Below are 15,109 nucleotides of genomic sequence, written 5' to 3' on the forward strand. Positions count from 1 at the left end.
GAAGGAGGATCCGTGGACAGACGATGGATCGCAGGAGCGCTTGCAGCGGCCATGGCGGCGAGCGTCCTCGTGGGGCTCGCAGGATGCGTGCAGAAGCAGCAGACCGCAAACGGCGGAAGCAACGAGGTGGCTCCCGCGCCCATCCGGATCGGCGTGCTGCCCACAGAAGATGCGCTGCCGCTTTGGGTGGCGGAGCAGCGGGGGCTCTTCAAGAAGGCCGGCATCGACGTGCAGATCGTCACGTTCCAGGCCGCCCAGGAGCGTGACGCGGCGTTCGCCTCCGGGTCGATCGACGCGTACATGGGCGATATCATCGCGTCGGCCATGCTCGAAGCGGGCGGATCCCCCGTGTCGCTCGCAACGGTGATGCTGGGAGCCACGCCTAAGCAGGGACGGTTCGGCATCGTCGCGAAGCCGGGGTCGAAGGCGACCACGCTTGCCGACCTCGCCGGGGCGCCGATCGGCATGTCGAGCGCATCGATCCAGGAGTACGTCGTCGACAAGCTCATGGCCAGCGCAGGCGTTCCTGCCGAAAAGGTGAAGAAGGAGATCGTCCCCAAGGTGCCGGTGAGGCTCGAACTCCTGATGAGCGGGAAGCTCGAAGCAGCAGCGCTTCCGGAGCCGCTGCTCTCGCTTGCCGAGAAGCAAGGAGCGGTGCTCATCGCGGACGATACCGAAGGTGAGAACCTGACGCAGACCGTGCTCGGTGTCTCCGACAAGTACCTTGCCATGCCGGGCGGGATGGTGACCGTCGGGCGGCTGCTGGATGCCTGGGACGAGGCTGTGGACGTCGTGAACTCGGACCCGAATGCCTGGCGCGCGCTCCTCGTCGAGAAGGCGCGGCTCCCTGAGCCCATCAAGGAAACCTACGCCGTCAACGAATACCCGAAGGCGCAGCAGCCGACCGAGCAGATGGTGACGCCGGTTATCGAATGGATGCGAGCGAAGGGCCTGCTGAAAAGCGACCTCGGGTACGGCGACCTCGTGCAGCAGATCCCTCGGTAGGCGCTGCCCCATGGCGCGGATCGAGGTCGACGGGCTCACGGTGCGCTACCCGGGCGCCGCGCCCGTGGTCGCGCTCGACCGCCTCGACCTGCGCGTGAGCGAGGGCGAGCCGATCGCAGTGATCGGGCCGTCGGGATGCGGCAAGTCGACGCTCCTACTGGCGCTCGCCGGGCTCGTCATGCCGACGTCCGGGAGCGTGCGCGTCAACGGCGAGGCGCTTTCCGGTCCGCGCAAGCGCACCGCGCTCATGCTGCAGGACTTCGGTCTGCTGCCCTGGAAGACCGTCGAGCACAACGCCGGCCTCGGGCTTGAGGTCCGCGGTGTCGACGCGATGACGCGAAGGGCCACCGTGGCAGGCGTCTTGGAGCGGCTCGGCCTGTCCGGCTTCGGACACGCATACCCTGCCGAGCTCTCCGGCGGCATGCGCCAGCGCGTCGCGCTCGCCCGCGCGCTTGCCCTGGAGGCCGACGTGCTGTTGATGGACGAGCCTCTGTCTGCGCTCGACGCGCTCACGCGCGAGGACCTGCAGCAGCTCCTGCTCGAGCTCTGGCTGCAACGCGGACACACCCAGGTGCTTGTCACGCACTCCATCGAAGAGGCGGTGTTCCTGGGCAGGAGGATCGTGGTGATGACGCCCAGGCCGGGACGCGTCGCCTCCGTCCTCGACAACCCCGAGATGGGGCAGGCCGGGTATCGCGCGACCGAGACGTTCCTGCACCGATGCGTCACGCTGAGGCGGATGCTGGAGTCGGAAGGAGCGTTCGAGGCGGCAAACGTCGAGGCGGGGAGGGCAGAAGCGTGAAGCGGCCCGCCTCCCGCATCGCCGGATATGCTGCCGCGACGGCCTTCGCGCTCGTCGTGTGGCAGGCCGTCGCCGCCGCGCTCGGCACGCGTGCCTTGCCGTCGCCCGCCGAGACCGCACGCGTGCTTGCGGAGCGCTTCACGCCAGACATCCTCCCAAACCTGGGGATCAGCGTGTGGCGCGTCGTGTTCGCAACCGCCATCGGGCTTGCGCTGGGAGCGCCAGCGGGACTGGCGATGGGGCGATCGAAGCGGCTGGATGCGGTCGCAGGCCCGCTCGTGTTCCTGGGCTATCCGGTCCCGAAGGTGGTGTTCCTGCCGATACTGCTCGTGCTCTTCGGCATCGGAGACGCGCCGAAAGTCGCGCTCATCGCGCTTATCGTCTTCTTCCAGATCCTCGTGACGGCCCGGGACGCTGCGCGAGGGGTCCAGCCCTCGGCGATCCTATCGGTGCGGTCGCTCGGGGCGACGCGGTGGCAGGTGTTCCGGCACGTCGTGGTGCCGGCAGCCCTGCCGGACATCTTCACGGCCCTGCGGATCAGCACGGGCACCGCCATCGCCGTGCTCTTCTTCTCCGAGACCGTCGCGGGCACAGACGGGCTTGGCTGGTACATCATGGACGCGTGGACGCGCATCGCGTATCCGGAGATGTTCGCGGGCATCGTTGTGATGGCGCTCATGGGCGTGACGATCTACGAGCTTCTCGAGGCGCTCGAATCCCGGATCTGCCGCTGGACGCGAGCCGGCGTCGAGCGCTGAGCTGCTACGGCAGCTGCGCTGCCGGATGGCAGTTCATGCAGAGGTCGTCGGAGTACGCGGTCGTGGTCGCCTCGACGAGCATCCTGTACCCGAGCGTTTCGTGGGGGAAGTTCTGGAAGCGCGGGTTGTCGGACGCCGTGCGACCGTCGGGCGCAGTCACGGTCGCCGTCGAAGGGGTCGCCTGCGTACCGTCGGCCGTAAGCTCGCCGACGTAACGGGTGTCCTCGTGGCACTGCTGGCAGATCGGGTAGCGGCCCTGCTGCGCGCCCGTTCTCGGGAACGGCCACAGGTAGCCCCGGTTGTACCCGCTGACTTTGGTGTTGATGCCCATCGGGCCGATCGTCGTCACAGCGGTGGGATACGGCCCTGGTCCGACGATGGCTGCCAGACGGTAGTTTGCGGGGCTGGACGTTGTGAGGAGCGATTCCACGGGATGGTTATGGACCGTCGAGAGCCCGGAGGCGCGCCCCGCGTGACACGCGAGACACCAGTCCGATCCGTACTCGGCGACTGCCGTCGCGACGCCGCCTGGCCGCTGCTTGAGCAAGCGGCTCTGCACCTGCACGGTGAGCAGGCCGTGGTAGTCGCGCTGGAACCAGTACGAGCGCTGGCGCTCGCCCGGGAACGCGGTGACGATCTCGGAGCCGTGCGGCGAGTGGCAGTCCGAGCAGGTGAGGGTCTGACCGGGACCCGAGAACGCCATAGAGGCGCTGCCGCCATCTGAAGCGCTGCCGCCGGGAACGACGCTCGTGGTCTCGATACGGTGCTGAGCGCCCACCACCGCGCCCCGTGCCTCGATGGCTCCGTACACGCCCTGACCTTGGGTGGTGGTGCCGTCGTGGCAGGTGAAGCACGTCGACTTGATGGTCTCGCCGGGAAGGAGCTTGTTGGCGGTCGGCGCGTCGTGAACGGTGTGGCAACACTCGCAGGCGCTGGTGGTGGCGCTGTACCCCGAGTGGGGGCCGACACGAGTGCCCGTGCCCGTGGTGCCGTTGGGGTTATGGCAGTCTGAGCAGCCCACACCCGGCGTGTACGTGGAAGTGGTCTCATCGAACGCGAACGCCGTTGAGGCCCAAAGACCGCATGCGACGGCGCAGGCAAGAGCGACCACGATACGCACAGCGGGCAGTTCTCGAAGAGCGCGACCCCTCATCGAGCCCCCTCGTCTCGAGATCCGCGAGAAACGCACCGCCCAACTCTAGTTGATGCACGTCACACGCGCAACCCCCGAGCGCCGCATCGGCGCGACAGCCTGCCTACCGCCCCGCTTCCATGACGCGGCCGACGGTCTCCCGGAGAGCGCGCGGCTCGAACGGTTTCACGACGTACTCTTCGCACCCGAGCTCGATCGCTCGCTGGAGGTCGGCCTTCTGGGCCGCAGTCGTCAGCATCACGACTTTGAGGCCCGCCGTCTGTGGATGCTTGCGCAAGAACGAAAGCACCTCGAAGCCGTCGAGCTTGGGCATCGTGACGTCGAGCAGCACGAGGTCTGGGGGTTCGGCGAAGGCGCGCTCCAGCGCCTCCTCTCCGTCCACGGCTTCGGAGATCTCGCAGTCCAGCGGCCGCAGGGCGGCCTTCACGAGCATGCGGATCTGCAGGTTGTCGTCGGCAACCAGTATTCGTTTCGGTGTCACGGGCGCCCCTCTCTCGTGACGTGCAGCGCCGGGTCACTCCCGGTCGCGGTGCATGATGTTGACGATCGTGTGGAGCTTCGCTTCCCGCTTCGCACGCTCGCGCTCGAATTCGGCACGACGGACCGGGTCGAGCATCGCCTCGATGTGGTCGGCCACCTCCGCAGGCTTGAACGGCTTGGGGATGTAGTCGACGTTGTCGTCCTTCATCTGCTCGACCTGCTCCTCGAAGGTGCCTGCTGCGGAGAGGAAGAGGATCGGGACCTGGTTGCCACGGCGCCGTATCTCGTCACGCACCTGGTGGCCGTCCATCTTCGGCATCATGACGTCGAGCACGACGAGGTCCGGTTTCTCGGTCTCCACCATCGCGAGCGCTTCGACGCCGTTCGAGGCGACCACGACCTCGTGCCCGCGGTTCGTCAACGCCACGGTGAGCAGCTTCTGGATGTTCGGCTCGTCGTCGACGACGAGGATCTTGCCCTTCATGGCCAGCCCCTTCCCTCACGTCCGGTGGAGGATCTCATCCACTTTCTCGAGGAGCGCGCGTGGCGTGAACGGCTTGCACACGTACTCCTCCGCGCCGCAGTCGAGGCCCTGGCGGACCTCGTACTGCTGCGACTTCGCCGAGAGCATCACGACCGGTATGTCTTTCGTGGCGGGGTTGCTCTTGATCGCTTGCGCTGCCTCGTACCCGTTCATCTCCGGCATCATCACGTCGAGCAGGATCAGGTCCGGCCGTTCGCGTTCGGCCGCTTCGACCGCGCTCTTTCCGTCCGCGACCGTGAGCACCTCGTGCCCGTGGTTGCTGAGCGTGAAGCTCACCAACTTGAGGATGTGCGGCTCGTCGTCTGCGACGAGGATGCGGCTCATCGCGCGGCCTCCTCAGCGGCAAGCAGCGCCTCGATCCGTCGCACGATCTCCTCGGCGGAGAACGGCTTGTCGACCTTCTGCTCCGCCATGCCGAGGATGTCGATGCGGGAGCGGTCGATCTGGTAGGCGGTCATGATGACGATGGGGATGTCCTTGAGCTCTGGGTCGGTCTTGACGGCCTCGATCACCTCGTACCCGTCCATCACCGGCATCTGCAGGTCGAGCAGCACGAGATCCGGCTTCCGCTTGCGTATCGCCGCCATCGCCTCCGCTCCGTCGTACGCCGCGACGATGGAGTACCCGCGCGTCTTGAGCGTGTCCCGCAGCACGTTCACGATGCTGCGGTCGTCGTCGACGACGAGCACGACCGGGGCGGCGACGGATCCGACGAGCGCGTTCACGATGCCGACGAGCCGCTGTTTGTCGATCGGTTTCTCGAGATACTCCGCGGCGCCGAGGCGGCACGACCGGCCCTCGTCGCACACGATCGACAAGACGAGCACGGGTATCTCGGCAGTGCGCGGGTCGTCCTTGAGCGCCTGCAGCAGATCGAACCCGTCGGCGTCATCGAGCATGACGTCGAGCGTGATGACGCGCGGCGCTTCTTGCTGGGCCTTCTCGAGGGCCTCCTTCGCCGTGTGCGCTTTCACGACCTCGTAGCCTTGCTTGGACAGGTATGTCTCCACGAGGTTGGCGATCTCCGGGTCGCGGTCGACCACGAGGACCTTGCCGCCGAGGGCGGACGCCTCGAGCCCCGGAGTCCTGACCAGGTCTTTGGGCGCCACCGGCAGGGTGAAGTAGAACGTGGAGCCTTTGCCAGGCCTGCTGCGGACGCCTACCTGGCCGCCGAGCAGCTCGATGATGCTCTTGCAGATGGAAAGCCCGAGCCCGGTTCCGCCGATCTCACGAGTCAGCGACGAGTCGACCCGATAGAACTTGGTGAAGAGCCTCTTCTGGTCTTCCTTCTCGATGCCGATGCCCTGGTCGGTGATGCTCACCTGCACCATGTCGCCGTCTTGCTTCGCGCGGATGGTGATCGTGCCGCCTTGGGGCGAATACTTGATGGCGTTGCTCACGAAGTTCGTGAGCACCTGGCCCACGCGGTCGCGGTCGCCGGCGACGCGCGGAAGGCCCTCAGGGACCTTGACGACGATCTTGTGGCCCGAGCGGTCCGCGACGGCCGCGAAGGTGCCGGCGACGTCCAGCGCGAGGTCGAGGACGTCGATCGGCTGGATCTTGAGGTGTATCCGCCCACTCTCGATCCGCGAGATGTCCAGCATGTCGTTGATGAGGTCGACGAGCCGGTCGGCGTTCTCTTTGACGATGGAGAGGAATTCGCGCTGGATCTCGTTGATCTCGCCGGCCTCGCCGTCGAGGATGAGGTCGACGTAGCCTTTGATCGAGGTGAGCGGCGTGCGGAGCTCGTGCGAGACGGTCGATACGAACTCGTTCTTCATCTGGCTGACTTCACGCTCGGCGGTGACGTCATGCAACGTCGCGACGTAGCCGAGGTAGATGCCGCTTTCGTCGAGCACAGGGTCGGTGCGGACGTCGAGGATTCGGTGCTGCGGCTTCTCGAGCCGGACCTCCCGGATCTGCGAGCCGTCGACCGCGGGGTCGTAGCCGTCCTCGGCGAGCATCCCGAGCAGGTCGGCGAGATCCGTGCGTTTCCCGAGCACCTGTCTCGGCTTCAGTCCGAGGAACGAGCACGCCGTGGGGTTCACGTAGGTGACGACGTCGTCCGGGTCGAAGACGATCAGCCCGTCGCCCGTGCTCGCGAGGATGGCCTCGGCCTTCTTGCGCGCTTGCTCGAGCGGGGTCTCGTCGCGGATGGTGATGACGGCAGCGCGCCGCTCGCCGCAGAGGTAGGGGGCGACGGTCGCGTGCAGCAGCTGGCCGTCCCGCACGATCCGCACCACGTGCGGCTGCCGCTTCGAGCGGGGCGTGAGGAGCGTCCCGACGGCGCGCTCGACGCCAGGAAGCCCGAGCGCGCTGTAGTGTTTGCCGACCATCTCGCTGCGCGTGCGGCCCAGAAGCTTCTCCGCGGTCTCATTGAAGATGCGGATCTCGCCGTCGGGCCCGATGGCGACGAGCGCATCGCTGGTGTTCGCCATGAGCGCACGGACGTGCAGGTGGGTGCGGCGATCGTCTGTGCTGTGCGCCATAAGAACCCCTTCGGAGCAATCTCGTCCAGAGTTCAGTATTCGGCGCAGCCGCAGCGTTCCCTGCACGAAGCGGCGTGCGAGCGCCGCGAGCGACCAGGTGCGAGGTGCTGCAGAAGATGCGAGAAGCCGGCGGGAACCGCCGGCTTGCACGGGCGTCTGGTGCCCCCGGCAGGATTCGAACCTGCGACACCAGGTTTAGGAAACCTGTGCTCTATCCCCTGAGCTACGAGGGCACGGCGGACAGTATAGCGTGTCCGTCGCCCGTCCGCTGCCTCGAGCCTCCCGCTTAGCCCGGCTCGAAAGCGGGCATCATCGGCCTGTGGAGGGAAGCCATGTTCCGCGACCGGCATCACGCTGGGAAGCTGCTCGCTCACGCGCTGCGCGACCGCATCGCCGAAGACGGCTGGATCGTGCTCGGCCTGCCGCGCGGCGGCGTCGTCGTGGCCGCCGAGGTGGCGCGGTCCCTCGGGCTTCCGCTCGACGTGATCGTCACGCGCAAGATCGGCGCTCCTGGCAACCCAGAGTACGCCATCGGCGCCGTGGACGCGGACGGAGTGGTGACGCTCGGCGCGTACGCGGTGGCCGATCGCGGGTACCTGGAGCGGGCGGCCGAGGCCGAGAAAGCCGAGATCGCGCGGCGCCTGGCGGCGTACCGGGCCGGCCGCCCGGCGCTCGACGTGCGCGGCGCAAGCGTCGTGGTGGTCGATGACGGCCTCGCGACGGGGCTCACCATGATCTCGGCGGTGGAGTACCTCAAGCGGCACGGCGTGGCGCGCATCGTGGTAGCGGTCCCGGTCTCGCCGCCGGACACCGCGCGGCTCTTGCGCGTGCGCGCGGACGAGGTGGTGACGCTGGCCGAACCGGCGGACTTCTTCGCCGTCGGTGCGTTTTACGACGATTTCTCCCAGACGAGCGACAGGGAGGTCATCACGCTCCTTCGGGAGGCCTCGCGCGCAGAGGAGAACGGCTGAGCCTCTCCTACGGAGCGTGTCCGACCGTGAGCCGAACGGTCGAGCCTTTGTTGACCTTCGTGCCGGGCAGCGGGTCTTGGTTGAGCACGATGCCGACGTCCGGGCTCACGACGTACTCGGCGTCCACGATGAGCCCCAGCCCTTCGAGGGTCGAGATCGCGTCCTCCTCGGTCATGTCGGTCACGTCGGGCACGGTCACCTGCTCCGGCCCCTTCGAGACCGTGATCGTCACGGTGCCGCCGGCGTCGAGGGACACGCCTGGGCTCGGGTCTTGCGAAATCACCATCCCTTTGGCCACCGCGTCGCTGAACGCCTCGACGGCCTTCACTTTGAACCCGGCCTGCTCGAGGATGCGCTGCGCGTCGGCTTTCGTCTTGCCGGTGACGTCGGGGACCTTCACGAGCTGCGTGCCCTTCGAGACCACGATCGCGACCTTCGAGCCCTTCGGCACCTGCGCGCCGCCGGTCGGCTCGGACGAGATCACGACTCCTTCGGGCACCTCCTTGCTGTACTCCCGGCCGATCGGCAGCGCCACTTCGAGCTGCGCGCCCTCGATGGCCGCGATGGCGTCCGCCTCGGTCATCCCGACCACGTTCGGGACCTCCACCATCGCGACACCGGCGCTCACGACGATGTTGATCGCGGTGCCCTTCTTCACGCGCGTGCCCGCCGGCGGATCCTGGCGCATGATCAGCCCGAGCTCGTACTCGTCGCTGTTCTCGGTGGTGACGGTGCCGATGGAAAGCCCGGCGGCCGCGACGGTCGCGGACGCCTCCTCCTCGCTCATCCCGACGACGCTCGGCACAGCGACGGTGCCTCCGCCGAACGCGCCGAGCGCCCATGCGCCGCCGAGGCCGAGCACGAGCACGAGCGCGGCCACCGCCGCCCACGCCCACGGATTCGTGCGGCGATCGGGCACGGGGCGGATCTGCGGCCGGCCGCCGGGAAGCGGTTGCTCGCCCCCAGCGCCGACGCTCGGCAGCACCGAGGTCTCGGCGATCGCGGGCGCACCGGTCCCCGCAGCCGCCGGCTCCTCGCCGCGCGCGACGCGCAGCAGGTCGTCGCGCATCGCCGCGGCCGACTCGTAGCGCTCGGCGGGGTTCTTCCGCATGGCCTTCATGATCACGGCCTCGAGCGCTGGGGGCACTGCCGGCCGGACTCGGCGCGGCGGCACGGGTTCCTCGTTGACGTGCTTGAGAGCGATCGCCACCGGCGTGTCCCCGTCGAACGGGAGGCGGCCGGTGACCGCCTCGTACAGCGTCACGCCGAGGGAGTACAGGTCGGTCGCGGGCGTGAGCGTTCGGCCTTGGGCCTGTTCGGGGCTCACGTACTGCGCCGTTCCGAGCACCGAGCCGGTCTGCGTCATCGTCGTGTTGCCTGCCCGCGCGATGCCGAAGTCCATGACCTTCACGGTGCCGTCAGGCGTGATGACGATGTTGTGGGGCTTGATGTCGCGGTGGATGATGCCGTAGCCGTGGGCCACCGACAGCGCGGCGCACACCTGGGCGCCGTACTGCGCAGCCGTGCGCGGATCGAGCGGGCCTTCCTGCTCGACCAGGGTCTTGAGGTCGGTGCCGCGCACGTACTCCATGACGATGTAGTAGGTGTCGTCGTCGCGCCCCCAGTCGTAGATGTTGACGATGCTGGGGTGGGACAGGTTGGCGGCCGCTTGCGCTTCCTGGCGGAACCGTGCGACGAAGTTCGGCTCCTGCGCGTACTGCGGGTGGAGCACCTTCACCGCGACGGTGCGGCCGAGCACCTCGTCGACCGCCTTGAACACCTCGGCCATCCCCCCAGAGCCGATGCGCTCGATGACGCGGTACCTGCGTCCGAAGACCCTGTCGTCCACTGCTGTTCCTGCCTCTCAGGCCCGCGTCGACGCGGGCGTTCCCTCAGCCGTCATTCTATCGCACCTGCTTGAGCGCCGTCTCCAGCACCGGCTTGGCGGCCGGCGCCGCCACCTGGCCGCCGACACCGGCGTTCTCCAGCACGATCGCCATCGCCACGCGCGGGTCCTCCGCGGGCGCGAACGCGATGAACCACGCGTGCGTCGGGACGCCCTTGCCGGCCTCGGCAGTGCCCGTCTTGCCGGCGACCGTGACGCCCGGGACGGCCGCGCGCCGTCCGGAGCCGGAGCGCACGACGGCCACCATCATGTCGCGCACCGTGCTCGCCGTTTTCGCGTCGCACGCCGTCTTCCACGGCTTCGGGTGTGCCACGGAAAGAGCGCGGCCTGCCGGGTCGGCGATCGACTCGACGAGGTACGGCCGCATCACCACGCCGTCGTTCGCGATGCCTGCGGCCACGAGCGCCATCTGAAGCGCGGTCGCCTGCGGGCCGGGCGGGCTGTCGTGCTCGCCCACGGGCTGGCCGACGCCGGCCCACGCCGTCTCCCACCGCGTCATCTCGTCAGGGTCAGGCATGACAGACGCGGTGACGGCGAGCTCCAATGGCGGCTTGTCGTCGAAGCCGAAGCCCTCGGCGGTCCGGACGAGTCGCTCCGCTCCCAGCTTGTCTGCGATTTGCGCGAACACGGTGTTGATGCTTGCTGCAGTCGCGCGCTCCACGGTGACGGTGCCGTACGAGTCACCGCCGTAGTTCGTCACGGGCGCGCCGCCGATCTCGATGCGCGCCGGCGCAGGCAACGTGGTCGACGGCGTCACGACGCCGGCGCCGATCGCGCCGGTGAGCGTGACGACCTTGAAGGTCGAGCCCGGGGGGTAGAGGCTCTGCGTGGCGCGATCGAGCAGCGGAGCCGCCGGATCCGACGACAGCCGCTTCCAGTCCTTCTCGACGGTCGCGGGGTCGAAGCCAGGGCTGGACGCGAGCGCGAGCACGCGCCCATCGCGCGGATCGAGCACGACGCAGGCTCCGCGCCTGCCCTCGAGCGCAAGGAGCGCGGCCTGCTGGACGCGGCTGTCGAGGGTGAGCCGGACGTCGTTGCCGGCCACCGGCGTCCCGGCCATCGCGTCGATGAGGTCGCGCAGGCTTGCGAAGATCCGCTTGCCGGCGAGCACGTCGTTCATCGCCGCCTCGATGCCGGCCCTCCCGTAGGTCGGGCTGCTGTACCCGACGACGTGCGGAGCGAGCGCTCCGGCCGGATAGCGCCGCGCGTACGCGCGTCCTGCGGGCACGGACTGCGCGAGCACCACGCCGTCGTGCGTCACGATGGCGCCCCGCTCCTGCCGGATCTCGTCGGCGATGCGGCGGGTGTTCGCGGGATGGTTCGCGAGCGCAGGCGCCGCGATCACCTGCAGGTAGGTGAGGTTCACGACGACTGCCACGAACGCGAATGCGAGCACGCGCGCGACGGTGGCGAGCCGACGTGCGACCGCGATGCGCCCGAGCGCGCCCGTCGCGCCGGTGGTGGCGATCGCGTGCTCCCGGCCGGTGCCTTCGTCGCCCGCGCGCATCAGCAGCCCGAGCAGCACGAAGTTCGCGACGACGCTCGACCCGCCTCGGCTCACGAACGGCAGCGTGATGCCCGTGAGCGGGACGAGCCGGGTGACGCCGCCGATGATCACGAACGCCTGCAGCGCAACGACGACGGTGGCGCCGGTGGCCACGAAGGCCGCGACGTCCGAGCGCGCTCGCGCTGCGGTCGCCAGGCCGCGCGTCGCGAACACGAGGTACGCGATGACGAGGCCCGCTGCGCCGATGAGCCCGAGCTCTTCGCCTACGGCGGCGAAGATGAAGTCGGTGTCCACGAACGGGATGCGCGTAGGAAGCCCGCGCCCCGGACCCGTTCCCGTCATGCCGCCTGCCGCGAACGCGAACAGCGACTGCACGAGCTGGTAGCCGCGCCCCGCGGCATCGGTAAACGGGTCGAGCCAGATGGCGACGCGCGCGGCGACGTGGCCGAACAGCAGGTACGCGCCCACGGCACCGGCGGCGAACAGCGCAAGCCCCACGAGGACGTAGCCCGGCCGGCCTGTCGCGACGAACAGCATCGCGAGGAACAGGCCGAACAGAAGCAGGCTCGAACCCAAGTCGCGCTCGGCCACGAGCACGACGAGCGAGAGCGACCACGTGAGCAGGAGCGGCCCGAGGTGCTTGAGCGGGGGAAGCCACACTCCGAAGGCCCGCGTGGTGGAGACGGACAGCACCTCGCGCTTCTCGGCGAGGTAGGCGGCCAAGAACAGCACGATGAGCACCTTGGCGGCCTCGACCGGCTGGAACGAAACGCCGCCGACGCGCAGCCACAGCTTGGCGCCGTTCACCTCCACCCCCGCGACGGCCGGCAGCAGGAGCAGCGCGATGCCTGCAAGCGCGATGGTGTACTTGTACCGGGCGAGCCGCTCGATCGAGCGGACCGTAGCGAGCGTGGCCACCAGCACGGCCACGCCTGCGAAGACCCAGCGCGTCTGCGCCGCGGCCGCATCGGGGGCCAGCCGCGTGACGAACGCGAGCCCGATGCCGGTCAGCAGGAACGTCACCGGCAGCAGCACCGGATCGGCGCCGGGCGCCCAGCGCCGGGCTGCGAGGTGCGCGGCAGCGAAGGCCGCAAGGAGCCCCGCTGGAACGGCGAGGTCGCGCACGGCGAGCGAACCGCCGGACGCGCCTTTGACGAGCGCGAAGAGGAGCAGCACCGGGGGCGCCGCCGCGAGGAGGAGCAGGAGCTCTGTGTCACGCCGAGAGCGCATGGACGCCTTTCGTTCAGTCTGAGGGCGCTGGCTCCGCTGGCTGGGAGGTCCCCACAGAAGCCCGTGCGCGGTAGACGCTGACGAGCTCGAACGCGGATGCAAGGTCCTCGACGCGCACGCCTCGCTTCAGCCGGGCCGCCGTGACGGGATCGAGGGCGGCGACCGGCACGTCCGTCACCTGCTCGAGCCAGCGCAGGCGGACGCCGGCGAACTCGCCGGGCACGCCGCGGTAGACGGCCACTCGGCCGCCCTCGTCGACGAGGTACGCCTGCGAGCGCGCGTACGCACGCGCACCGAGCACGCTCGCGACGACGACGGCCACCAGCGCGAGTGCCCACGCCAGCCGTGCTGCCCGAACGCGCCGCAATCCCACAGCCGCTCCCGGACTCCCGCCGGCGGGCTCGTGCTCGCGCTGCGCATCTGCTGGGATGTCGACGACCACCACCGTGATGTTGTCGTGGCCGCCTGCCTCGTTCGCAGCGGCGATCAGGCGCGTCACCGCCGCGCTCGGCGACGGTGCGGTCCTGAGGATATCGGCTATCGCGGTGTCCTCGACCATGCCGGTAAGCCCGTCGGTGCACAGCAGCAGCCGGTCGCCGGCCGCGGCTTGCACCTCGAAGGCGTCCGCGACCATGTTGGGGTCGGAGCCGAGCGCGCGAGTGATGACGCTGCGGTTCGGATGTCGGCGCGCCGCTTCGGGCGAAAGCGTGCCCGAGCGAACCATGTCGGCCACGAGGGAGTGATCTTGCGTCAGTTGCGTAAGCGCGCCTCGCGACAGCAGGTATGCGCGGCTGTCACCCACGTGCGCCACCGCGATGCGGGTGCCCTCGACCATCGCGGCGGTGAGCGTCGTCCCCATACCTTCGCGGCCACGACCCTGCTCGGCTGCGTCGATGACGGCCGCGTTGGCGGCGCGGACGGCGCGCGCGAGCCCCTTCGCGTCGGCCCGCTTCGGCGCGTGCGCAAGCAGCGTCTCCATCGCCACGGTGCTCGCGACCTCGCCCGCCTGGTGGCCGCCAAGGCCGTCCGCGACGGCGAACAGCGGCGGCTCCATCAGGTACGCGTCCTCGTTGTCTGCGCGCACGAGCCCGATGTCGCTCGCCCCCGCGTACCACTCGTGTCGGCGCGCCGCGTTCACGATGCCACCACCGCGATTTCGTTCTGGCCGAGCGTGATGCGCGAGCCCGCGCGCGCGCGAAGCGGACGCGTCACCGGCTGGCCGTCGAGGAGCGTGCCGTTGGTGGACCCTAAGTCCTCGACGAGCGCTTCCGAACCGTCCGGGGTCACGCGGGCGTGCAGCGCTGAGACGAAGCCGTCGGCGATCACGAGGTCGGCGTCAGGCGAACGGCCGATGATCACCGGTCCGTCGAGCGGGACGCGCACGCCTGCAAGCTCCTTCGGCCCACGGACGACCTCAAGGGCGAGCCCGCCGCGCGCGGCCGCGGTGCGTGCGGGTGCGACCAGCCCCACCCCCGTCCGCACCGCCGCGAGGAGGAACAGGTAGAGCAGCGCCAAGAAGAGCAGCCGCCCGAACAGCAGCACGACGTCTGCCACCGCTCACTCCTTTGGCTCGTGGTACACGAGGCGCGAGAGGCCCACCTCGATGACGTCCCCGTCGTGCAGCCGAGCACGGCTGACCGACCGGCCGTTCACGCGCGTGCCGTTCGTCGAATCGAGATCCTCGATGGCCCACCCGTCCGGCAGGCGGATGAACGCAGCGTGCCGGCGAGAGACATTCGCGTCGTCGAGCTGGATCTGGCACTCCTTGAGGCGACCGACGAGCACCTGTTCGCCGTCGAGCACGATGTCGTGGTCGAAGTCGTCCACGGTCACGGTCGCCAGACCAGGCGCGCACCGCGGCTTCTCGTGAGCGGGAGCCTCCTCATGCGGAGCGAGCGATGCAGCCACGCGGAACCTGCCCAGCCGGAGGTCCTCGTGCGTGACGAACCGCACCGCTGGCCTGCCCTGCAGCCGATATCCCTGCTCTCGCGCGTGGTCAGCGAGGTAGGTGGAGAGCTCTCCAGCGAGGGTCGCCGTGAACTCGCCGAATTCGTCGGCGTCCTCCTCCGAGAGCGCCACGGTGAACGACGTCGGCGCGTACACGGCGCCTGCTCCCACGACGCGGCCGTCGTCCATCGCGCGCGCCAGGGCCTTTGCGATCTCCACTGGCTGCACGGGGGCTTTGAACGCGCCCGCGAACAGCCCCTCGATGCTTCGCGCTATGCGGTCTTCGAAGTCTGCTAGGACGCCCATCGCCGCATCCT

The 15,109-nt window shown here is 69.2% G+C and carries 14 protein-coding genes and 1 tRNA gene; 4 read left to right on the plus strand and 11 right to left on the minus strand.

The features are described 5' to 3' along the window. Positions 1–12: 12 nt before the first annotated feature. The 3 genes from MX659_RS01280 to MX659_RS01290 are packed head-to-tail and all read left to right on the plus strand — an operon-like array spanning position 13 to position 2,565. Positions 13–1,005, plus strand: a complete 993-nt coding sequence (locus MX659_RS01280; RefSeq protein ID WP_267191681.1) for an ABC transporter substrate-binding protein — start codon at positions 13–15, stop codon at positions 1,003–1,005. A 10-nt stretch (positions 1,006–1,015) separates the two neighbouring features. Then, complete coding sequence (locus MX659_RS01285; RefSeq protein WP_267191682.1) at positions 1,016–1,807, plus strand: ABC transporter ATP-binding protein; 792 nt, start codon at positions 1,016–1,018, stop codon at positions 1,805–1,807. Continuing rightward, positions 1,804–2,565, plus strand: coding sequence for an ABC transporter permease (locus tag MX659_RS01290; protein ID WP_267191683.1), 762 nt, complete (start codon positions 1,804–1,806; stop codon positions 2,563–2,565). Before MX659_RS01285 ends, MX659_RS01290 begins: the two co-directional genes overlap by 4 nt. A gap of 4 nt (positions 2,566–2,569) precedes the next feature. Here the strand turns inward: MX659_RS01290 and MX659_RS01295 are convergent, their stop codons facing one another. The 6 genes from MX659_RS01295 to MX659_RS01320 form a co-directional block, all read right to left on the minus strand. Further along, the gene (locus MX659_RS01295) at positions 2,570–3,718 is read right to left on the minus strand and encodes a cytochrome c3 family protein (protein WP_267191684.1); all 1,149 of its coding nucleotides are present in this window, start codon (positions 3,716–3,718) and stop codon (positions 2,570–2,572) included. A gap of 103 nt (positions 3,719–3,821) precedes the next feature. Then, positions 3,822–4,199, minus strand: a complete 378-nt coding sequence (locus tag MX659_RS01300) for a response regulator (RefSeq protein WP_267191685.1) — start codon at positions 4,197–4,199, stop codon at positions 3,822–3,824. A 33-nt stretch (positions 4,200–4,232) separates the two neighbouring features. Continuing rightward, positions 4,233–4,682 (minus strand): response regulator transcription factor, encoded by a 450-nt coding sequence (locus MX659_RS01305; RefSeq protein WP_267191686.1) that lies wholly within the window; start codon positions 4,680–4,682, stop codon positions 4,233–4,235. A 15-nt stretch (positions 4,683–4,697) separates the two neighbouring features. Beyond that, positions 4,698–5,066, minus strand: a complete 369-nt coding sequence (locus tag MX659_RS01310; RefSeq protein WP_267191687.1) for a response regulator transcription factor — start codon at positions 5,064–5,066, stop codon at positions 4,698–4,700. Next, complete coding sequence (locus MX659_RS01315; protein ID WP_267191688.1) at positions 5,063–7,231, minus strand: response regulator; 2,169 nt, start codon at positions 7,229–7,231, stop codon at positions 5,063–5,065. Before MX659_RS01315 ends, MX659_RS01310 begins: the two co-directional genes overlap by 4 nt. 157 nt (positions 7,232–7,388) lie before the next feature. After that, positions 7,389–7,464 (minus strand) — tRNA-Arg (locus MX659_RS01320). Between the two features lie 99 nt (positions 7,465–7,563). Here MX659_RS01320 and MX659_RS01325 point away from each other — a divergent pair. Further along, positions 7,564–8,202 carry a phosphoribosyltransferase gene (locus MX659_RS01325; protein WP_267191689.1) on the plus strand — a complete coding sequence of 213 codons (639 nt, stop codon included), beginning with the start codon at positions 7,564–7,566 and terminating at the stop codon, positions 8,200–8,202. 7 nt (positions 8,203–8,209) lie between these two features. Here the strand turns inward: MX659_RS01325 and pknB are convergent, their stop codons facing one another. Genes pknB through MX659_RS01350 form a run of 5 tightly spaced genes read right to left on the minus strand, consistent with a single transcriptional unit; the run spans position 8,210 to position 15,098 of the window. Next, positions 8,210–10,051 (minus strand): Stk1 family PASTA domain-containing Ser/Thr kinase, encoded by a 1,842-nt coding sequence (gene pknB, locus MX659_RS01330; RefSeq protein ID WP_267191690.1) that lies wholly within the window; start codon positions 10,049–10,051, stop codon positions 8,210–8,212. Positions 10,052–10,106: 55 nt separating this feature from the next. Beyond that, complete coding sequence (locus tag MX659_RS01335; protein WP_267191691.1) at positions 10,107–12,845, minus strand: FtsW/RodA/SpoVE family cell cycle protein; 2,739 nt, start codon at positions 12,843–12,845, stop codon at positions 10,107–10,109. 13 nt (positions 12,846–12,858) lie between these two features. Then, positions 12,859–13,983, minus strand: coding sequence for a Stp1/IreP family PP2C-type Ser/Thr phosphatase (locus tag MX659_RS01340; protein WP_267191692.1), 1,125 nt, complete (start codon positions 13,981–13,983; stop codon positions 12,859–12,861). Beyond that, positions 13,980–14,399: an FHA domain-containing protein gene (locus MX659_RS01345; RefSeq protein WP_267191693.1), complete on the minus strand. Its 420-nt coding sequence runs from the start codon at positions 14,397–14,399 to the stop codon at positions 13,980–13,982. The genes MX659_RS01340 and MX659_RS01345 overlap by 4 nt, the downstream gene beginning before the upstream one ends. 3 nt (positions 14,400–14,402) lie before the next feature. Continuing rightward, positions 14,403–15,098 (minus strand): FhaA domain-containing protein, encoded by a 696-nt coding sequence (locus tag MX659_RS01350; RefSeq protein ID WP_267191694.1) that lies wholly within the window; start codon positions 15,096–15,098, stop codon positions 14,403–14,405. Positions 15,099–15,109: the final 11 nt, after the last annotated feature.

This window comes from Parvivirga hydrogeniphila (genome assembly GCF_023371205.1).
Lineage (GTDB): Bacteria > Actinomycetota > Coriobacteriia > Anaerosomatales > Anaerosomataceae > Parvivirga > Parvivirga hydrogeniphila.